Below are 20112 nucleotides of genomic sequence, written 5' to 3' on the forward strand. Positions count from 1 at the left end.
ATATGAGAGTCAACATACTTCTGGCTTGCACCGAGTGCAAACGCCGCAACTACAGCACCCGGAAGAACAAGAAAAACACTACCGGTCGGCTGGAAATGAAAAAATATTGCCCCTGGGACAAGAAGCACACTCTGCATCGCGAAACCAGGTAACATAATTCCGCCGGGGGGCGTTAAGCCCCCCGGACGGCACGCAGGGCAGTAGCTCTAACGGCTAGAGCGGCGGTCTCCAAAACCGCATGTTGGGGGTTCGAATCCCTCCTGCCCTGCCATTTTTTATCTCCGGACAACACCATGGCAAAAAAACAAGCTCAGGCTGGCGACCCTAAGGCCGACAAAGCCCCTAACATTTTCGTGCGCTTCGCGCGCTACGTCGAGGATGCCAAGGCAGAGTTGCGCAAGGTGACGTGGCCCACGGTGAAAGAAACACGCAAGGCCACCTTGGCCGTGTTGGGCTTTGTCGCCGTGATGGCCGTCATTCTTGGGCTGGTTGACCTTGGTCTGTCAACACTGATCAAGTCCATACTGTCCTGAAGGCCGATATGAAAGACCCCGCTATCGACGAAACTTCCGAGCTCTCTTCAAAAGCTCGTTGGTATATTGTGCACACCTACTCGGGTTTCGAGCAGCGTGTGCAAAAGACCATTAACGAGTTGCGCCGCACCGGGCAGGAACAGGGCCTTATTGAGGAAGTGGTGGTTCCCACCGAAAAGGTTATCGAACCCACCAAGGGTGGACAGCAGCGCACATCCACGCGCAAGTTCTATCCTGGCTATGTGATGGTTCGCATGGTCATGACCGACCTGTCCTGGCATCTGGTGCAGTCCATCCCCAAGGTTACAGGCTTTGTGGGCGGCAAAAACCGTCCCACCCCCATGCGTGACGGCGAAGCCGAACGCATCCTGGAACTGATGGAAACACGTCAGGAAACCCCGAGACCCAAGTTCAATTTTGACAGGGGCGACGAAGTGCGTGTCATTGAAGGACCCTTTGGGGGCTTTAATGGTGTGGTTGAAGACGTTAACTACGATAAGGGAAAGCTGCGCGTTTCCGTTTCCATCTTCGGGCGTCAGACGCCAGTGGAGCTGGATTTCGCTCAGGTTTCCAAAGGCTAGGACCCTTTCGCACTGAAGGGTTTTGCGGACAGGATTGCTCTTTGTCCGCACGGCACGTTTGTATATCCATACAAGACATGCCGGGGCGCATATCACCTAACCTTGCTTAATGACTTGCCCCCGCGCGGCGGCCAAAGGCCGGTCAGCGCGAGCAGCGATGAAGGATAAAGCAAATGGCCAAAAAAGAAGTTGCCAAGATCAAATTGCAGATCCCTGCGGGTGCGGCCAACCCCTCCCCGCCGGTAGGTCCCGCCCTGGGTCAGCATGGCCTGAACATCATGGGCTTCTGCAAAGAGTTCAATGCCCGTACCATGGACCAGAAAGGCATGATCATCCCCGTGGTTATCACGGTGTATGCCGACCGCTCCTTTACCTTCATCACCAAGACCCCTCCGGCCTCGGTGCTGATCATGAAGGCGGCCAAGCTTGAAAAGGGTTCAGGCGAACCCAACCGCAACAAAGTGGGCAGCCTTACCATGGCTCAGGTGGAAGAAATCGCCAAGCTGAAGCTTCCCGATCTCAACGCCGCCACCCTTGAATCTGCGGTGAAGTCCATTGCGGGCACCGCTCGCAGCATGGGCGTTGACGTTAAGTAAGGCCTTGCCGCAGCGCGGGGCTCACGGGCTTACCGCAGTTTGCAGGTTTATCGGTCTTGAGGCGACAGCCGGGTGGCTCTGCCATTAACCCGCCGCAGCCGCCATCGTTGAAATCAATTGTACTGCCGCCTTCGCGCAAGACGATGCGTGGCAGGAGATGCAAAACGACAAGGATTATCTCATGCCTAAACATGGCAAAAATTTTCGCAAGGCTCTCGAAGGCACCGACCTTCAGGAGCGCTTCAGCGTTGAAGACGCTGTGAGCAAGTCGCTTGGCGCGGCCTTTGCCAAATTTGACGAAACCGTAGATGTGGCCATTCGCCTTGGCGTTGACCCCAAGTATTCTGACCAGATGGTGCGCGGCGCTGTCACGCTGCCCCACGGGCTTGGCAAGACTGTGCGCGTTGCTGTGTTCTGTAAGGGCGAGAAGCAGGCCGAGGCCCGCGAAGCTGGCGCTGACGTGGTTGGCGCGGAAGACCTGGTCGCTCAGGTCAAGGAAGGCAACCTGAACTTTGACGCCGCCGTGGCCACCCCCGATGTCATGGCCCTTGTGGGTCAGATCGGCCGCGTGCTTGGCCCCCGTGGTCTTATGCCCAACGCCAAGACCGGCTCGGTTACGTTTGACGTGACCAAGGCCGTGACTGAGCTCAAGGCTGGCCGCGTGGACTTCAAGGTCGACAAGGCTGGCGTTCTGCACGCTCCTTTGGGCAAGGCCTCCTTTGGCGCCGAGAAGATCCTTGGCAACCTCAAGGCTCTGCTTGACGCGGTGAACCGCCTCAAGCCTGCGGCCGCAAAGGGCACCTACATGGTTTCCATGGCGGTTTCCACCACCATGGGCCCCGGCTTCAAGGTCGATATGCCCCAGGTCAAAAAATTTCTTGAGGGATAAACTCTCAAGTGTGATGGCGGCCTGGTTTGCAGGCCGCCATCATAATGTCTGAGGAACGGAATACGAGTCGAAGACGGCAGGCGGGTTAACCCCCTTAATTGCCCTGCCCAGACGCTTCTACTTTGGCTCGGCATTCCACCTGGCAACCCCGAACGTGAGAGGTATCACGTGAACAGGTCTGAAAAAGCCGCAGTTATTGGAGCCATCAAGGCCAAGGCCGACAGTGCTTCCTTTGCTGTGCTGACGGACTTCAAGGGTATGACGGTGGAAGAGCTGACGAACCTGCGTGTAAGCCTTCGCAAGGCTGGCGGCGAATATCTCGTCGTCAAAAACACGTTGGCGCGTATAGCTCTGACCGACGGCACGCACGATGTCATCAAGGATAGTTTCCGCGAGAACATCGGCGTGGCCTTTGGGTTCGATGACCCCGTGGCGGTGGCCAAGGCGTTGAGTGATTTTGCCAAGCAAAGCAAGCTCTTTGAGCTTCGCTGCGCCAGCCTGGACGGCAAGGCCCTGGATGCCGCCCAGTTGGACGCACTGGCCAAGCTGCCCGGAAGGGAACAGCTTCTCGGTCAGCTGCTCGGCACCATGAACGCCGTGCCCACCAACTTTGTGTCGCTGTTTGCCAACATGCTGCGTGGCCTGCTCTATGCCCTCAAGGGTATCGAAGAGCAGAAGTCCAATGCCGCCTAGTTGGCCATCACCGCAATCATCCGAATTTAAGCCAAAGATTAGGAGACTATCATGGCCGTTACCAAAGAAGAAGTTGTTGAATTTATCTCCAGCATGACCGTTCTTGAACTTTCCGAGTTCATCAAAGAACTGGAAGAAAAGTTTGGCGTGTCCGCCGCTGCGCCCGCCGCTGCCATGATGGTGGCCGCTCCCGCCGCTGCTGCTGAAGCTGCTGAAGAAAAGACCGAGTTCGACGTTATCCTGAAGGAAGCTGGCGCCAACAAGATCGGCGTCATCAAGGTTGTGCGCGCTCTGACCAGCCTGGGCCTCAAGGAAGCCAAGGAAAAGGTCGACGGCTGCCCCTCCACCCTGAAGGAAGGCGTGTCCAAGGACGAAGCCGAAGACGCCAAGAAGCAGCTGACCGAAGCCGGCGCTGTTGTCGAAGTGAAGTAAGTTCGGTTCTACCGCGCTTTATGGCGGGGCCTCTGGCCCCGCTTTTTTTTTTGCCGCCAGAGCGTGCTTCTTTTGAAAAAGGGAAGCGCTCTGGCGGCCGCACATGCGTATATTGCGTCACAACATGGCGTATATTCAGCCGAAAATCATAATCTCTGGCTGAATGACACCCTCGAAAAGCTTCACATGCAAAGTTGCACTGGTCTGGAAATTTCCTGTGGATCAGCGCAAATTCTTTTTGCCATTACCGCCGGTATTGTTTATGCTTCTTGAGCGGTAAAAAAAACAGATCAAAAAAAAGGCTTGCCAAAACTTAAAATTCTCATTATGTATCCTCTTTCATGAACGGCTTAGGAGGCCTTTTTCTGTTTAATATAACTTACTGCATAAGTACATATTTTTAAGGTTGACGCCTGAACCCAAGCCCTGTTTACCCAGACAGGGATGGGTTTTTTTCGCCTTCCCCGCGCAGTAAGCAATACCTCCCACCGTGATTTACGCTTTCAGGGTGCAGTGACAACAAGTTTTTGCCCGCCGGCTTCGGCAGATGCTTCACTTGTCGCTCCGCCGGGGCGCAACCGCTACCTATCTTGAGGTACCCATGGGCCAGCTCACCAAACAGTTCGGCAAGATCAAGATTTCCCTCCCTATTCCCCATCTGCTTAATCTGCAGATAGATTCATATGAAAAGTTTCTTCAGGAAGGCGTTCCGGAAGCCGATCGCCGTCCTGATGAAGGGCTCGAAGGCGTTTTTCATACCGTTTTTCCCATTGAAGACTTCAACAAGACCGCCAGCCTGGAATTTGTCAGCTATGAAGTTGGCGAACCCAAGTATGATCAGGCGGAGTGCATCTCAAAGGGACTGACATACGAAGCCCCCATGCGCATCAAGGTGCGCCTTGTGGTCTATGATGCCGATGAAGCGTCGGGCAACCGTACCATTCGCGACATCAAGGAGCAGGATATCTATTTTGGCACCCTGCCCCTTATGACCGAAAAAGGCACCTTTATCATAAACGGCACCGAGCGTGTCATCGTTAACCAGTTGCAGCGTTCGCCAGGCATCATTTTTGAGCATGACGGCGGCAAGACGCATACAAGCCGCAAGGTATTGTATTCGTGCCGCATCATTCCCATGCGCGGTTCCTGGCTGGACTTTGATTTTGACCACAAGGACATACTCTACGTCCGCATTGACCGCCGCCGCAAAATGCCCGCCACGATTCTTTTCAAGGCTATGGGCATGAGCAAGGAACAGATCCTCGACTACTTCTACTCGCGTGAAACCTACCGTCTGGAAGCCCGTAACGCGATATACTGGGAAGTGCGCAAGGATCTGTACCGCAAGGACAATGCCTATGCCGACATCATTGACGGCGAAGGCAACGTCATTGTCAAGGCCGGCAAGCCCATTACCAAGCGTAGTTGGCGTCTGATCTGTGAATCGGGTATTGAAGCCATTGAAATGCGTCCCGACACTCTGGACAGCATGTTTCTGGCTGTGGACGTGGCCGATCCCAAAACCGGCGAACTTCTGGCCGAAGCCGCGGACGAAATCACTCCCGGCCTGCTGGACCGCATGCGTGAAGCCGGCATTGACCGCGTCAGCGTGCTGCACACCAAGGGTACCGATACGTCGTCCTCCATCCGCGACACCCTCATGCTGGATCGCATTCCCGACCAGCAGAAGGCGCAGGAAGAGATCTACCGTCGTCTGCGTCCCTCTTCGCCGCCCACTGCCGAGATTGCCGCCAGTTTCTTTGACAACCTGTTCCGCAACAGCGACTACTACGACCTGTCGCCCGTGGGTCGGTACAAGCTCAACCAGCGCCTTGCGCTGGACGAGTCTCCGGAACTGCGCACCCTGACGGACCATGATATTCTCACGGCCATCAAGGTGCTGGTGCACCTCAAGGACAGCCATGGCCCGGCCGACGATATCGACCATCTGGGCAACCGCCGCGTGCGCCTTGTGGGCGAACTGGTGGAAAACCAGTACCGTATCGGCCTTGTGCGTATGGAGCGCGCCATCAAGGAGCGCATGAGCCTGCAGGAAATCTCCACGCTCATGCCGCACGACCTTATCAACCCCAAGCCTGTGGCTGCCGTGCTCAAGGAATTCTTTGGCACATCCCAGCTGTCGCAGTTTATGGACCAGACCAACTCCCTGTCCGAAGTGACGCACAAGCGCCGCCTTTCGGCCCTGGGCCCCGGCGGTCTGACCCGTGAACGCGCGGGCTTTGAAGTGCGCGACGTGCATACGTCGCACTATGGCCGCATCTGCCCCATTGAAACGCCTGAAGGCCCGAACATCGGCCTTATCGTTTCTCTGACCACCTTTGCCAAGGTCAATGACTACGGCTTTATTGAAACGCCGTATCGCGTTGTCCGCGAAGGCCGCGTTACCGAGGACGTGGTGCACCTTGACGCTTCGCGTGAAGGCGACCAGGTCATCGCCCAGGCCAACGCCCTTGTGGACGAGCATGGCAACCTGCTGGACGAGTTCGTCACCGTGCGCGTCAAGGGCGAAGTGGAAATGCGCCATCGCGACGAAGTGAACCTTATGGACATCTCGCCCAGCCAGATGGTCTCCATCTCCGCTGCGCTCATCCCCTTCCTGGAACACGACGACGCCAACCGCGCGCTCATGGGTTCCAACATGCAGCGTCAGGCCGTGCCTCTGCTGCGGTCAGAGAAACCCCTTGTGGGCACTGGCATGGAAGTGGACGTAGCCCGCGACTCCGGCGCCTGCATCGTTGCCCCTGCCGACGGCAAGGTGGAATATGTGGACGCCGACCGCATCGTGGTGGCCTACGAAGGCGATGTGTACAAAAAGCAGGGCGGCGTGCGCGCCTATGACCTGCTCAAGTACCACAAGTCCAACCAGAACTCCTGCTTCGGACAGAAGCCCAGCTGCTATCCTGGCCAGGTTGTCAAAAAAGGCCAGATTCTGGCTGACGGCCCCGGCATCGACGACGGCGAACTGGCTTTGGGCAAGAACCTCGTGGTAGCCTTTATGCCCTGGTGCGGCTACAACTACGAAGACTCCATCCTGATCTCCGAACGCACGGTGAAGGAAGACGTCTTCACCTCCATCCACATCGAAGAATTCGAAGTGGTGGCGCGTGACACCAAGCTTGGACCCGAAGAAATCACCCGCGACATCCCCAACGTCAGCGAAGACATGCTGCGTAACCTGGATGAAAGCGGCATCATTCGCATTGGCGCGGCGGTCAAGCCCGACGATATCCTCGTGGGCAAGATCACCCCCAAGGGCGAAACCCAGCTTACCCCTGAAGAAAAGCTGCTGCGCGCCATTTTCGGTGAAAAGGCCAGGGACGTGAAAAACACCTCCCTCAAGGTCCCGCCGGGAGTGGAAGGCACCATCATTGACGTCAAGGTCTTCAACCGCCGCTCCGGCGAGAAGGACGACCGCACTCTGGCCATTGAGGTTCATGATACTGCGGTATTTGACCAGAAAGAATCCGACCACATGCGCGCCCTCACAGACCGTACCCGCGCGCTGCTGGCCCCGCACGTCTGCGGCAAGCAGGTCGCGGCCTCCGTGCCCGGAAAAAAGAAGGGCGAAGTGCTGGTGGAAGCTGGCGCGGCCCTTACTGAAGAAATGCTTGCCGAACTGCCCGTGAAAAAGCTTGCTGGCCTTTTCAAGAGCAAGGAAGTCAACGATGACGTGGCCGACATTCTCAAGTCGTATGACCAGCAGATAGATTATCTGCGCGCCATTTACGACTCCAAACGCGAAAAGGTCACCGAAGGGGACGATCTGCCCCCCGGCGTCATCAAGATGGTCAAGGTTCACATTGCCATCAAGCGTAAGCTCTCTGTGGGCGACAAAATGGCGGGCCGCCATGGTAACAAGGGCGTGGTTTCCTGCATCCTGCCGGAAGAAGACATGCCTTTCTTCGCCGACGGCCGTCCCGTGGACATTGTGCTCAACCCCCTGGGCGTGCCTTCGCGAATGAATATAGGCCAGATCATGGAAACCCACCTCGGTTGGGGAGCCAAAGAACTGGGCCGCCAGCTGGCCGAACTGCTGGATTCCGGCGCGGCCATGCAGGTACTGCGTGACGAGGTCAAGAGCGTTTACAGCTCTGAAGACATCAACAAGCTCGTGGATGAAATGGACGACGAAGAATTCAAGGCTTCTGTCCACAAGCTGCGCAACGGCATTGTGACCAAAACCCCTGTGTTCGACGGCGCGACCGAAGAAGAAATCTGGGGCTGGATGGAAAGGGCTGGCCTTGCCAACGACGGCAAGACGACCCTTTACGACGGCCGCACGGGTGAAGCCTTCAAGAACCGCGTGACCACGGGCGTCATGTATATGCTCAAGCTGCACCATCTGGTTGACGAAAAGATCCACGCCCGCTCAACGGGCCCCTACTCCCTGGTGACCCAGCAGCCCCTCGGCGGCAAGGCCCAGTTCGGCGGGCAGCGTCTGGGTGAAATGGAAGTGTGGGCGCTGGAAGCGTACGGCGCCGCCTACCTGTTGCAGGAATTCCTCACGGTCAAGTCCGACGACGTGACCGGGCGCGTGAAGATGTACGAAAAAATAGTCAAGGGCGACAACTTCCTTGAAGCCGGTCTGCCCGAATCCTTCAACGTTCTGGTCAAGGAACTCATGAGCCTTGGGCTCAACGTCACCCTGCACCAGGAAGAAGGCAAGAAGAAGCCCAAGCGCGTGGGTTATATGAGAGATCGCGAGGATGAGGCGTAAGCCGCCCGTTCTGGCGGACCCGGATATTCGTCGCGTCACCCGCAAGTGGCGACCCCACCTGCGGGTGACGCGACATAGCTAACGATTCCAACGAGCTTTTACCAAAGCAAGGTATTATATATGAGCCTGGACGATCTTTTCACCGCACGCGGCACGTCGGCCAACGTGACCAATATCCGCAATCTGAAAGCCATCCAGATTTCCATCGCCTCTCCTGAAGCCATCCGCGAATGGTCCTATGGTGAGGTGAAAAAACCGGAAACCATCAACTACCGTACCTTCAAGCCGGAACGTGACGGCCTTTTTTGCGCCAAAATTTTCGGCCCCGTGAAGGACTATGAATGCAACTGCGGCAAGTACAAGCGCATGAAGCACCGCGGCATTGTCTGCGAAAAGTGCGGCGTTGAAGTCATTGCCTCCAAGGTGCGCCGTGAACGCATGGGCCATATCGAACTGGCCGCGCCGGTGGCGCACATCTGGTTTCTGAAGACCCTGCCTTCCAAGATAGGCACGCTCCTTGACATGACCATGGCTGATCTTGAAAAGGTGCTGTACTTCGACTCCTACATCGTTCTTGATGCGGGCCAGACCAATCTGCAGAAGCGCCAGGTCATTTCTGAAGATCAGTATCTTCAGATTCTGGACCATTACGGCAGCGACGAAGTGCTTACTGTGGGCATGGGCGCTGAAGCCGTGCGCAGCCTGCTGGAAGAACTGGATCTCGAAAAGCTCCGTACCGAGCTGCGTGAAGAAGGCGAAGCCACCAAGAGCCAGACCAAGAAGAAAAAGCTCACCAAGCGCCTCAAGATCGTTGAAGCTTTTCTTGAGTCGGACAACAAGCCCGAATGGATGATTATGGAAGTTGTTCCTGTCATTCCGCCGGAGCTGCGTCCCCTCGTGCCCCTGGACGGCGGGCGCTTCGCCACGTCCGACCTCAACGATCTGTACCGCCGCGTCATCAACCGTAACAACCGCCTGAAGCGGCTTATGGAACTTGGCGCGCCCGAGATCATTATCCGCAACGAAAAGCGCATGCTGCAGGAAGCCGTTGACGCCCTGTTCGACAACGGCCGCCGTGGCCGCGCCATCGCTGGCACCAATGGCCGCCCCCTCAAGTCCCTTTCGGACATGATCAAGGGCAAGCAGGGCCGTTTCCGCCAGAACCTGCTGGGCAAGCGCGTGGACTATTCCGGCCGTTCGGTCATCACCGTGGGGCCCTACCTCAAGCTGCACCAGTGCGGTCTGCCCAAGAAGATGGCGCTTGAACTCTTCAAGCCCTTCATCTACTCGGAGCTGGAAAAACGTGGTCATGCCTCCACCATCAAGAGCGCCAAAAAAATGGTGGAACGCGAAGAACTGGTGGTTTGGGATATCCTTTCGGAAGTGGTGCGCGAATACCCCATTCTGCTGAACCGCGCGCCTACCCTGCACCGCCTCGGCATTCAGGCTTTTGAACCCCTGCTGGTTGAAGGCAAGGCCATCCGGCTGCACCCGCTGGTCTGCTCCGCCTACAACGCCGACTTCGACGGCGACCAGATGGCCGTGCATATCCCGCTGTCCGTGGAAGCGCAGATCGAATGCCGCGTGCTCATGATGAGCACCAACAACATTCTGTCGCCCGCCAACGGCGGCCCTGTCATCGTGCCCTCGCAGGACATCGTGCTTGGCCTCTACTATATGACCGCCGAGCGCAGCTTTGAAAAGGGCGAAGGCATGTCCTTCTGCGCCCCCTGGGAAGTCGAGAGCGCGCACGATGCGGGCATCGTCTCCCTGCACGCCCGCGTCAAGGTGCGTATGCCCGACGGGTACACCTACGACACCACCCCGGGCCGCGTGCTGGTCAGCGATATTCTGCCCGAAAAGCTGCCCTTTGACTTTGTAAACTGCGTGCTGACCAAGAAAAACATCGCCCGCCTCGTGGGCGCTGCGTATCGCGAATGCGGCATCAAGGCCACCGTCATCCTGTGCGACAAGCTCAAGGACATGGGCTACGAGTTCGCAACACGGGCCGGCGTGACCATCGGCGTGAAAGACCTGACCATTCCTGCCACCAAGAAGGGCATTCTGGCGGCGTCCCAGGCTGAAGTGGACGACATCGAACACCAGTACCGCGACGGTATCATCACCCGTACTGAAAAGTACAACAAGGTGGTGGACGTGTGGACCAAGGCCACTCAGGACGTTTCTACGGAAATGATCAAGGAAATCTCTTACGATATCCTCACTGATCCCAAGACTGGCAAACAGGAAAAGAACCAGAGCTTCAACCCCATCTTCATGATGTCCAACTCCGGCGCTCGAGGCAACCAGGACCAGATGCGTCAGCTTGCCGGTATGCGCGGCCTGATGGCCAAGCCTTCGGGTGAAATTATTGAAACGCCCATCACGTCTTCCTTCCGCGAAGGCCTGTCGGTGTTGCAGTACTTCACCTCCACACACGGCGCTCGTAAAGGTCTCGCGGATACGGCCCTCAAGACGGCCAACTCCGGTTACCTCACTCGCCGTCTGGTGGACGTGGTGCAGGACGTCATTGTGTCTGAACACGACTGCGGCACGGTGGACGGCATCGAGCTGACCCACCTCAAGGACGGCGGCGACATCAAGACGCCCCTGGCTGAACGCATCATTGGTCGCGCCCTGCTCTATCCGGTGTACGACCCCGATGATCCGGAAAAAATCCTGCTGCCCGAAAACACCATTATTGCGGAAGAAGAGGCCCAGATCATCAACGACAAGGGCATTGCTTCCGTCATGGTGCGCTCGCCCCTTACCTGCCAGGCCGAACGCGGCATATGCGCTCTCTGCTACGGGCGTGACCTTGGCCGTGGGCACCTCGTCAACACGGGTGAAACCGTGGGCATCATCGCGGCCCAGTCCATCGGTGAACCGGGCACGCAGTTGACCATGCGCACCTTCCACATCGGTGGTACGGCTTCAAGCACCATTGAAAAGAACAAGTTCGAAGCCCTCAACACCGGCCGCGTCATCCTCAACCGGGTCAAGGCCGTTACCAACAGGGACGGCGTGCACCTGGTGCTGGGCAAGAGCGGCCAGTTGGCCATTGTTGACGCCCAGGGCCGCGAACGCGAAAAATACATCCTGCCCAACGGCGCACGCCTGCTGGTGCACGATGGTCAGGAAGTGAACAAGGGAACAGTGCTGGCCGAATGGGACCCCTTCAACGAACCCTTTGTGTGCGAAGAAGAAGGTACCCTGCGCTTCACGGATATCGTCGACGGCAAGACCGTTCAGGAAAAAGTGGACGATATCACCCGTCAGGCCAGCTTGACCATTATGGAATACCGCACCACCAACTTCCGCCCGTCCATCTCCATCTGCGATGACAACGGCAACGTGAAGAAGCGCAGCCATGGCGGCGCGGCGGCCATTTACAGCCTGCCGGTGGGCTCCATCATAATGGTCAAGGACGGCGACAACATCCAGGCCGGTGACATCATCGCCCGTAAACCGCGCGAAACCGCAAAGACCAAGGACATCGTGGGTGGTCTTCCCCGCGTGGCCGAGCTCTTTGAAGTGCGCAAGCCCAAGGACATGGCTGTTGTTTCCGAAATATCCGGCACAGTCACCTATGCTGGCGAATCCAAGGGCAAGCGCAAGCTTGTGGTTACGCCTGAAATCGGTGAAGCCAAGGAATACCTGGTGCCCAAGGGCAAGCACATCACCGCTGCCGACGGCGACTTTGTCGAAGCCGGCGACCCGCTGACCGAAGGTTACCCCGAACTGCACGACATCCTGCGCACCAAGGGCGAGAAATACCTTGCCCGTTACCTGGTGGACGAAATTCAGGAAGTCTACCGCTTCCAGGGCGTGGGCATCGACGACAAGCATATTGAAGTCATCGTGCGCCAGATGCTCAAAAAAGTTACGGTTCTGGATTCGGGCGGCACCAGCTTCCTGGTGGGCGAACAGGTCGACAAGGGCGAGTTCAAACTGGAAAACCAGAGGGCCATTGCAGAAGGGCGTCAGCCCGCCACTGCGGAACCGCTGGTGCTGGGCATCACCCAGGCCTCTTTGACCACCTCCTCCTTCATCTCGGCGGCTTCCTTCCAGGAAACCACCAAGGTGCTGACCGAGGCCTCCCTCAAGGGCAAGATGGACTATCTGCGCGGCCTCAAGGAAAACGTCATTGTTGGCCGCCTGATCCCCGCCGGAACTGGCTACCGCGAATACGTCAATGGCGACATCGTGGTGCCGGATCAGAAGGAACGCCCCGACAAGTTCCTTGAAGAACTTGAAGAAAACCCCATTCTGGTTGACCTGAACAGCTAGAACGGACATACATGCCATACAAGAAGCGCAGGGATCCCCCTGCGCTTCTTTTTTATTTCCGCCCCCACGGCCCCCGTAAAACTCGTAGTACAATGTAGTTGGGGAGAAAGCGCACAGTAGCCTGAAAGGGGCCAGAGGCAGCGCCGTCCTGGCATCATACGATCTCAGCGTTTGTTTACTCGAGCATAGCCACAGCCAACGTATTGGGATGCCCTGCCCAAAAAGCTGAAAACACCCACAGGCAGACCACGAAATCGGAGATGCCCCCAAACGCTGTGACAGGGTAAATCCACATACTTCAGGCATTGTCGGCCCGTAAGCTCAGTGACGCGGCTGTGGCCCTGCGCGACAGGGCCGTATATGATCCGGTTGCTGCTGACGGTTACGGTGTTCGCACGATTGCCAGTGCTGGCGCAAACTGAGGCGCGCGCTGTACGGCCTGCCCGAACTGGGCGCTGCGCCCCATCGCTTGGACGTATCACTCCACCAGCCAGCACAATCTCGGTGCTCGTAATGCGCGGCTGCCTCTCGCGGCACTCCCTGCTCCCAACATTCTGCCTGCAAGCTTGTCAAAAAGGCTGCACTGCCATTTGCAGCGCGTCCCAGCCAGTCATTCGCTGTGCGAAAACCACCATCCCAAAAGCGTGGGGAGGCGGTGGCTTCCCCGCAAAGACATATTCTCAAGGTTGATTTCCTGTCTTGCACATGTGCCAGACAACGCACTGACTAGGCGGAAGGTTCAGGTCGGCTGTCGCGTCTGCGGGCAGTCAGGCAGGCGTGTATGAAGTTGGTGTGTGCAGGGTTCCTGCGCACGCCCGCACTATACAGCCAAAGGGCAATTCACTTTTTCAGCGCTATCCCTGCGCCTGCCGCCACGCGTGGTGGCCCAAAAAACGGCTGCCAGCACTCTCATCATACTGACATTACACAAAACAATCTCAAGATGACCCAAAAACAAACTGGAGCACAGCCGGCAAGGAGGACTCGACGAGGCAGAGGTGCCGTCTTGTTGAGAGCCCCGTTGCGGGCCATGAAAACACCTCACCTTGTGAAATGCATAACAATAAAAAAATTCTTATATTTCAGTGTACTAAAAACCACACTTTTATGCCGGATTTCACTTCCACCAGACTCAGGCCTGATGCTTCAGGCAATGGCATGGGCTGACAAGCAGTGCTTATGGAAACGCGCCTTGTAGTGAATCATAAGCATCATAAAAAATGAAAAAAATTATCAATATATTCGCAGCAATATAAACACTACTAATTTGATAAGTATAAATTGCACGTTCAAACGATAATTTGAGTAAAAAAATATGATTTACGTCTGCAAAAGTGGGCCGAAATTCTCATACAACAGTGTGATTGTGACAAAAATACTATATCTTTTGAGTCCACTTTTATCTTTAACAAGTCAAATTAGTTATAATTTTTTATCGCAAAAAAATAGAAACTTAATTGACGCAGTATTTTTAATATAATAATGTTTTGGTAGTGATTAAGTTGATCAACAATAAGAATGTTTAATTGCTCTTTATAAGTGCCTCATGTATCATGAGGCGTAACCGCGCGTGACGCAAGGGGGTTGCCATGTCTGCCTTATCAGAACGTGAGTACCTGGCGGAAGAAATTTGCGAACTGTATTCCAAGCTTGCCGGTGATGCGTATGCGGAAGACCTCAATAGGGCCAGAGATCTTGCACAGAGTGACGCGCCCCATGATCACTGGTTGCAAACCAACAGGTTGGATTATGAATCGCGCCTTTTCCTCTACCTCTCGGCAGCTTTTGCCATGAGGTGTATGAAGAACGAGCCTTACAAATGCGCTGTTTTCATGCGCAACGCGGCTGAGTCACTTCACAGTGCCAAGTCGTAGATAAGCACAAAACCAGGGGAAATCCCGATGCGTGGGCTCGGGATTTCCTTATAATTTGCGCCGGCCTGGTTAATACCGGGGCAACATCATCAGGATTATGCCAGGAAGTAAGGATTCACCATGCAGGAAAAACACATCGGATTCAGGATCATTCTCCCCTGCCTGTTGTTTTTGACCTTCGGCTTGGTGCTGTCTTCGGGCGAAGCATACGGTGAGGAGCGCATCCCCTTCACCTACCCGCCTTTCAGTGCCAAAAAAATGCCGCCGGTCTTCTTCACTCACGATCAACACATTGCCTATTTGGCAGACAAAGGGCAGGACTGCACAACTTGCCACCAGATGACGGACGAAGGCCTAGCCGAATCGTTCGCAAACGTCAGAAACGTTGCTCCACGCAAACAGATGGACTATCTGCACGCTACCTGTACCGAATGTCACGTCAAACTTGCCAAGGGGCCCCGCCTTGTTGACTGCCGGATCTGTCATAGCGAGCGCATTGCATCTGAGAATGCCGCCAAAAATTAACTGGTTGTCACGTACAAGGTAGAAAGAAAGTAGGAGGCAAAATCAGATGGTTGATTTTATTACCGGACCCCTTTTTGTCATTTCACTTGTGATCTTTGTGGTAGGCATGCTGGCCCGCGTCTTCTGGTATGTAAACGGTCTGGACTGGCGCCTTGAACGCGTGGCCTACCGGTATCATGCCAACCGCTCCATTGCAGGCATCTTTGCGTCAATCTTCAAATGGCTGATCCCTGGTGGAACCGACAGCTGGAGAACACAGCCCGTTGCCGCTGTTTTATTTTTTCTTCTGCACTTTGGTGCAGTGCTTGTTCCGCTCTTTCTGCTTGGCCACACCGTGCTGCTTGAGCGCTATGTCGGCATAACCCTGCCTTCGCTGCCCGGCACCCTGGCCGATATTTTTTCTGTCATGAGCATCGTGGCCATCGTTCTGCTGGCCATACGCCGCATACTCTCGCCTGCGTTGCGCCAACTCAACAGCGGCGGGGACTGGCTCGTACTGCTTTTGACATTTTTGCCCTTTGCCACCGGGCTTATGGCGCGGCTGGACATGTCCGCCTACCAAAGCTGGATGCTGGCGCACGTTCTGAGCGGCGAGCTTTTCCTTATTCTGGCTCCCTTCACCAAGCTTTCGCACATAGTTCTCTTCTTCATGTCACGTGCTCAGCTCGGCATGGACTTTGCCATTAAACGGGGCGGAGCCACTCGCGGCGGCGCTTTCCCCTGGTAAACGGGAACCTGTATCATTATTTTTTCGTCTGAAAGGAGCGGATTATGTCCGAATTGCTTTGCACCCCTACCCCAGTCACCACCAAAGAAGGCATTCTTGAACTTCTGAAGGACAAGGCCGGGGCGCAATATTATAGCCAGATGAAGGAAATGAAAGTGGACCAGGAAGCCCTGGCCCGCGATCTTGAACAGACCTGTAAATCACGCACCCGCACATGGCTTAGTGTTTGCGCACATTGCGCCATGTGTGCGGACAGCTGCTTTTTCTACAGAACCAACAACAATGACCCCACCCAGATTCCGTCATACAAGATACAGGCCACCCTGGGCGAAATGTTGCGCCGCAAGGGCAAGGTTGACACCGAATTCATGATCAAGTGCATGGATGCGGCCTGGGGCAAGTGCACCTGTTGCAACCGCTGCGGCGTCTATTGCCCCCACGGCATAGACACGGGCGTCATGTTCAGCTACCTGCGCGGCATACTGTTCAAGCACGGCTTTATTCCGTGGGAAATGAAGATCGGTTCCGGCATGCACCGCGTGTACGGCGCGCAGATGGACGTGACCGAAGAAGACTGGCTGGAAACCTGCGAATGGATGGTGGAAGAACAGCAGGAAGAATGGCCTGATCTTGAAATCCCTGTGGAAAAAGAAAATGCCGACGTGATGTACGTTCTTAACGCCCGTGAGGTAAAGCACTATCCTGAAGACATCGCCTTGGCCGCGATTCTCTTCAGCGTGACCGACACCAACTGGACGGTGCCCAGCGAAGGATGGGAAAACACCTCGTTAAGCATGTTCGCTGGCGACTGGGAAGGCTGCTCGCAAAACATCAAGCGCATCTATGCCGCTGTGGACCGCCTCAAACCCAAAGTGGTTGTGGGTACGGAATGCGGCCATGCCCACCGCGCCACCGTGGTTGAAGGTCCCTATTGGGCCGGGCGTGAAAGCGGGGATCCGCCGGTGCGCTTCATGCACTATGTGGAGTGGGTGGCAGAAATGCTGCGCACAGGCAAGCTCAAGATTGATCCCGCGAAAAAGATCAAGGTTCCCTGTACGTTGCAAGACTCTTGCAACTACGTGCGCAACCACGGCCTTGGCAGCGCCACACGTGAGATCATGAGCTATATTGCTGAAGATTTCAGAGAGATGGATCCCAAGAGCGACCACAATTTCTGCTGCGGCGGTGGCGGCGGCCTCAACGGCATTGGCAAATACCGCCAGGAACGCAACGTGGGGCTCAAAAACAAGCTGGACCAGATCAAGGCCACCGGCGCGGAACTGGTTATCACCCCCTGCCATAACTGCTGGGACGCCATCCGCGATATGATGGAAGTGTATGAAGAACACAAGATCAAATGGTCTTTCTTGAAGCCCCTGCTGGCAGAAATGATCATCGTGCCGCCGCACATCCGGCATATCGAGCCGGAGTAGGCAAAATCAGCAGAACTGCGTCGCTTTGTCCTTTGCCGCCGCAGTTCTGCTTTGCAAGGGCGCTACTAGGCCCGTTGGCCGGGCAACAATCCCATTGCCCGGCCAACAAAAAAATTCAATGCAGCTACGTCGCAGGCAAAGGCCGATGCTGGCCAACGCCGTGAAACGCCGCGCTGGGGCTGCGTGCTAACAGGCTACCGCGGCGGAAACAGCCCCCAATAACGCATCACCAGGACAGTCTTTGCGCAAAACCGGAACTCCGGTTCCGAAGCAGATGGGCCTAGGCCCCACATTTGTACAGACAATGGCGGGAATATCACGCGTCTGCGAGTTCCTGCGAAGGCGGCTGTACAAGATGGTGCCTGAGGTTCCCTGCAACTCTACATCAAAAATGATGCAGTCCGGTTTGCAACTGTTGACCAGATGCAGGCTTTCATCACAGCTGGATGCGACGCTTACCTGGTAGTTAGATTGACGTAAGACTTGCGACATCCTGTTTAGACTTTCGGCATCGCTGTCTACCAAGAGAATATGCTTTTGCATTGGTGCCTCCGGGTTCTGATTCTGGTCGTCTGGTGACTGAATGGCCTTGTTTGCGGTGAGCCGCACGACGCGGCGAAAACCCGGCGCTCTGACGAACAGAACTGAGCGTCACCGCATCCAAAGAGTTGTGCAAGGTCATGGCGGCCTTGTCCCAAACGTCAAAGGCGGCTTTGCCGGCTGGGGCTTCACTGTTAACGCCGGGCAATGTAATGCCCCCTTCCACTGCGTTGATTATGTCCGCCAGAGTTATGGAATCAGGGTTGCGGGCAAGCATGTGCCCCCCGGCGATACCCCGTATGCTCTTGATGATGTTCTCAGATTGCAGTAAGCGCATGATCTTTTGCACAAACTTTTCAGAAATACCCGTACAGACCGCCAGTTCGGAAGCGGATGCCGGCATGTCCTGATCTTGTTCAGAAAGGCACAACAGCAAATGTAGCGCATGACAGGACATTGTGGAAATACGCATAGTTATTCCTTATTTAGCGGGAGACGATTAAGTTGACGATACCCGATGCATCTAATTTAGACTGCTTTACTCATGATTCTTAGCTCAAGCCACTTTGGGCGTCAAGCGGGCTTGCGAGATTCATTCTGGAGGTGCGCCCGGCGCACAGGAGTCAAAACCAACTGTGAAGTTTTTCTCAAGGTACAAGGCAAACTGAAAAAAGTTGTATCATAATTGCTATGTTGATGTTACTATTTGCCACACGCGCTTGTGTTTCGGACGTCGAACTTTTGTCTCAGCGTGATGAGGCCATAGGTTCCTTTTGATTTCCCCTTTTACCACTGTTCCTTGGGGGATACGCAATGAAGCTTTCAGCCAAAACGCGCTATGCAGCTCGTATTTTACTGTATTTAGCAAACAATGGCTTTGAAACACCGGTTTCCTCAAGCTTGCTCGCAAGTAAAACAGGCATCAGCTCACAGTTTATTGAACAAATTTTGCGCCAGCTTCGGCTGGCGGGCATCACAGGTAGCGTTCGCGGCGCCAAGGGTGGGCATATCCTTTTGCGCAAACCGGAAGATCTTACTTTTGGTTGTATAGTGCGCCTGATGGAAGGCGGCATTGAGTTGAGCGGCTGCCTCGAAAAACCCGGCAACTGTTCACGCTTTGACGCCTGCGAAGTTCGCAAGGCTTGGGAAAGCCTACAATCTACGCTTGATGGCGTGTTTGAATCCATTACCCTGCGCGACCTCATGCATGATGACCGGCTTTTGCTTTGAACAACGAGGGCCCTCCCTCTTTCACTCCGCTCTCACGAGCATGCGCATACCGCGCGGACGCCTGGACCGAGGGCGGTTTGGAGCGGCTATTGCTGCAGTGCCGGAGCTCTGTCCGCATAGTGCAAAGCGCCTGCGAATGCCCTTTTGCTGGCACTACCCCGGGTTAGGGCGCGTTACATCCGTACGCGTTTACCACTGCACTATGCCGTGTGCGCTCGCAGGCGACCGCCCGTCCCCGCGCCCCCGTCCCCGCGACCCCGTCCCCGCGACCGCCAGAGGCATTTAAAAGTGGCATTGGCTGCAATGTGGCGCGCTGCACAGGGGCCTCTGCTGGTTTTCTCGCTTGTATCACTCCCGCTTTTCCATTCCCTGCTGTTCTGCCACACTCTGAGTTTGGGTGCTTCGCCAGTTCTCCTTGAGCACCCTTTTCATTCTTCTGCGCCTGCTGCCTCCAGCTGAAGTCCAGCTGTAGTGCCCCCCATGAATCAAGCGGCCTTTAAGGGAGTATCCTTCCGTTTTTTACCAGCCTGCTGATGCACGCATTGCGGGGTCTTCCAGCCAAGCGCCGAGTGCAGGTACGTGGTATTAAAGAGTTCTATCCAGCCGGAAAGTGCGTCGGCCAAGTGCTCAAGGCTGCGCCATTCATGCAGCCAGAAAAGTTCTTCCTTAATCGTGCGCATTGTCCGTTCAGTATCCACGTTTCCTTTGGGATTGTTATAGCTGGTGAATGCCTGTAAGATGCCTAGTATCGCGCATTCACGTACAAAAGCCTTTCCTGTTGGTTGGCAGCCGTTATCACTCATCAGGCTCAAACCCTGTTCTCGGACGCCTTCGGGAAAGTGCGCTTGAATGCCCATCTCCAAGGCTTGCAGCCACTCGTGACTTCGGCTTTGGTAGCCAGCACGATGGCCGACGATCTTTTTAGAAAACCAGTCCACTACCAGTACAACATACACCCAGCCACTTTCCGTCATGACCTTGGTCATATCGATGCCCCACCACTGGCAGGGCCGAACAGGGCGCGGCTTGCT

General features: G+C 55.7%; 17 protein-coding genes and 1 tRNA gene. 15 read left to right on the forward strand and 3 right to left on the reverse strand.

Going from position 1 to position 20112, the window contains the following annotated elements; genetic code table 11:
* Positions 1-2 precede the first annotated feature (2 nt).
* The 14 genes from rpmG to hmcF all read left to right on the forward strand — a co-directional run bounded on the left by rpmG (position 3) and on the right by hmcF (position 17311).
* Complete coding sequence (rpmG, locus tag BCS36_RS06085; protein ID WP_291302016.1) at positions 3-152, forward strand: 50S ribosomal protein L33; 150 nt, start codon at positions 3-5, stop codon at positions 150-152.
* Between the two features lie 42 nt (positions 153-194).
* A tRNA-Trp gene (locus BCS36_RS06090) sits at positions 195-271 on the forward strand.
* Between the two features lie 22 nt (positions 272-293).
* The gene (secE, locus tag BCS36_RS06095; protein WP_291302017.1) at positions 294-533 is read left to right on the forward strand and encodes a preprotein translocase subunit SecE; all 240 of its coding nucleotides are present in this window, start codon (positions 294-296) and stop codon (positions 531-533) included.
* Positions 534-541: 8 nt separating this feature from the next.
* Positions 542-1114, forward strand: a complete 573-nt coding sequence (nusG, locus tag BCS36_RS06100; RefSeq protein ID WP_291302018.1) for a transcription termination/antitermination protein NusG — start codon at positions 542-544, stop codon at positions 1112-1114.
* A 173-nt stretch (positions 1115-1287) separates the two neighbouring features.
* A complete protein-coding gene (rplK, locus tag BCS36_RS06105) occupies positions 1288-1710 on the forward strand; it encodes a 50S ribosomal protein L11 (RefSeq protein ID WP_179981240.1) in 423 nt (140 codons plus the stop codon).
* Between the two features lie 181 nt (positions 1711-1891).
* Positions 1892-2599 (forward strand): 50S ribosomal protein L1, encoded by a 708-nt coding sequence (gene rplA, locus BCS36_RS06110; RefSeq protein ID WP_291302019.1) that lies wholly within the window; start codon positions 1892-1894, stop codon positions 2597-2599.
* 168 nt (positions 2600-2767) lie between these two features.
* Entirely contained in the window at positions 2768-3292 is a 525-nt protein-coding gene (gene rplJ / locus BCS36_RS06115; RefSeq protein ID WP_291302020.1) for a 50S ribosomal protein L10, read from the forward strand.
* A gap of 51 nt (positions 3293-3343) precedes the next feature.
* Positions 3344-3724 carry a 50S ribosomal protein L7/L12 gene (gene rplL, locus BCS36_RS06120; RefSeq protein ID WP_179981237.1) on the forward strand — a complete coding sequence of 127 codons (381 nt, stop codon included), beginning with the start codon at positions 3344-3346 and terminating at the stop codon, positions 3722-3724.
* Between the two features lie 601 nt (positions 3725-4325).
* Positions 4326-8462 carry a DNA-directed RNA polymerase subunit beta gene (gene rpoB / locus BCS36_RS06125; RefSeq protein ID WP_291302031.1) on the forward strand — a complete coding sequence of 1379 codons (4137 nt, stop codon included), beginning with the start codon at positions 4326-4328 and terminating at the stop codon, positions 8460-8462.
* 120 nt (positions 8463-8582) lie between these two features.
* Positions 8583-12752, forward strand: coding sequence for a DNA-directed RNA polymerase subunit beta' (rpoC, locus tag BCS36_RS06130; protein ID WP_291302021.1), 4170 nt, complete (start codon positions 8583-8585; stop codon positions 12750-12752).
* Between the two features lie 1589 nt (positions 12753-14341).
* Entirely contained in the window at positions 14342-14626 is a 285-nt protein-coding gene (locus BCS36_RS06135) for a hypothetical protein (protein ID WP_291302022.1), read from the forward strand.
* A gap of 120 nt (positions 14627-14746) precedes the next feature.
* Positions 14747-15151, forward strand: coding sequence for a cytochrome c3 family protein (locus BCS36_RS06140; protein ID WP_291302023.1), 405 nt, complete (start codon positions 14747-14749; stop codon positions 15149-15151).
* 46 nt (positions 15152-15197) lie between these two features.
* Entirely contained in the window at positions 15198-15878 is a 681-nt protein-coding gene (gene hmcE, locus BCS36_RS06145) for a sulfate respiration complex protein HmcE (RefSeq protein ID WP_291302024.1), read from the forward strand.
* Positions 15879-15922: 44 nt separating this feature from the next.
* Positions 15923-17311, forward strand: a complete 1389-nt coding sequence (gene hmcF, locus BCS36_RS06150) for a sulfate respiration complex iron-sulfur protein HmcF (RefSeq protein ID WP_291302025.1) — start codon at positions 15923-15925, stop codon at positions 17309-17311.
* Between the two features lie 186 nt (positions 17312-17497).
* Here hmcF and BCS36_RS06155 read toward each other — a convergent pair whose 3' ends face one another.
* Both BCS36_RS06155 and BCS36_RS06160 read right to left on the reverse strand, forming a co-directional pair.
* Positions 17498-17854 (reverse strand): response regulator, encoded by a 357-nt coding sequence (locus BCS36_RS06155; protein WP_367209243.1) that lies wholly within the window; start codon positions 17852-17854, stop codon positions 17498-17500.
* A complete protein-coding gene (locus tag BCS36_RS06160) occupies positions 17778-18323 on the reverse strand; it encodes an Rrf2 family transcriptional regulator (RefSeq protein ID WP_291302027.1) in 546 nt (181 codons plus the stop codon). Before BCS36_RS06160 ends, BCS36_RS06155 begins: the two co-directional genes overlap by 77 nt.
* Before the next feature lie 341 nt (positions 18324-18664).
* Between BCS36_RS06160 and BCS36_RS06165 the strand changes: the two genes are divergently transcribed.
* Entirely contained in the window at positions 18665-19081 is a 417-nt protein-coding gene (locus BCS36_RS06165; protein WP_291302028.1) for an Rrf2 family transcriptional regulator, read from the forward strand.
* 485 nt (positions 19082-19566) lie between these two features.
* Here BCS36_RS06165 and BCS36_RS06170 read toward each other — a convergent pair.
* Positions 19567-20112: DDE-type integrase/transposase/recombinase (locus BCS36_RS06170; protein WP_291302029.1), on the reverse strand; the 546-nt coding region annotated here is incomplete at its 5' end.

Source organism: Desulfovibrio sp. MES5 (assembly GCF_002237645.1).
Taxonomy (GTDB): Bacteria; Desulfobacterota; Desulfovibrionia; order Desulfovibrionales; family Desulfovibrionaceae; genus Desulfovibrio.

Coding starts and splice junctions, on each gene's coding strand:
- rpoB (WP_291302031.1), top strand. CDS start 4,326: ATGGGCCAGCTCACCAAACAGTTCGGCAAGATCAAGATTTCCCTCCCT.
- rplL (WP_179981237.1), top strand. CDS start 3,344: ATGGCCGTTACCAAAGAAGAAGTTGTTGAATTTATCTCCAGCATGACC.
- BCS36_RS06155 (WP_367209243.1), bottom strand. CDS start 17,854: ATGCAAAAGCATATTCTCTTGGTAGACAGCGATGCCGAAAGTCTAAAC.
- rplK (WP_179981240.1), top strand. CDS start 1,288: ATGGCCAAAAAAGAAGTTGCCAAGATCAAATTGCAGATCCCTGCGGGT.
- BCS36_RS06165 (WP_291302028.1), top strand. CDS start 18,665: ATGAAGCTTTCAGCCAAAACGCGCTATGCAGCTCGTATTTTACTGTAT.
- BCS36_RS06140 (WP_291302023.1), top strand. CDS start 14,747: ATGCAGGAAAAACACATCGGATTCAGGATCATTCTCCCCTGCCTGTTG.
- rpoC (WP_291302021.1), top strand. CDS start 8,583: ATGAGCCTGGACGATCTTTTCACCGCACGCGGCACGTCGGCCAACGTG.
- BCS36_RS06160 (WP_291302027.1), bottom strand. CDS start 18,323: ATGCGTATTTCCACAATGTCCTGTCATGCGCTACATTTGCTGTTGTGC.
- hmcE (WP_291302024.1), top strand. CDS start 15,198: ATGGTTGATTTTATTACCGGACCCCTTTTTGTCATTTCACTTGTGATC.
- hmcF (WP_291302025.1), top strand. CDS start 15,923: ATGTCCGAATTGCTTTGCACCCCTACCCCAGTCACCACCAAAGAAGGC.
- secE (WP_291302017.1), top strand. CDS start 294: ATGGCAAAAAAACAAGCTCAGGCTGGCGACCCTAAGGCCGACAAAGCC.
- rpmG (WP_291302016.1), top strand. CDS start 3: ATGAGAGTCAACATACTTCTGGCTTGCACCGAGTGCAAACGCCGCAAC.
- BCS36_RS06135 (WP_291302022.1), top strand. CDS start 14,342: ATGTCTGCCTTATCAGAACGTGAGTACCTGGCGGAAGAAATTTGCGAA.
- nusG (WP_291302018.1), top strand. CDS start 542: ATGAAAGACCCCGCTATCGACGAAACTTCCGAGCTCTCTTCAAAAGCT.
- rplA (WP_291302019.1), top strand. CDS start 1,892: ATGCCTAAACATGGCAAAAATTTTCGCAAGGCTCTCGAAGGCACCGAC.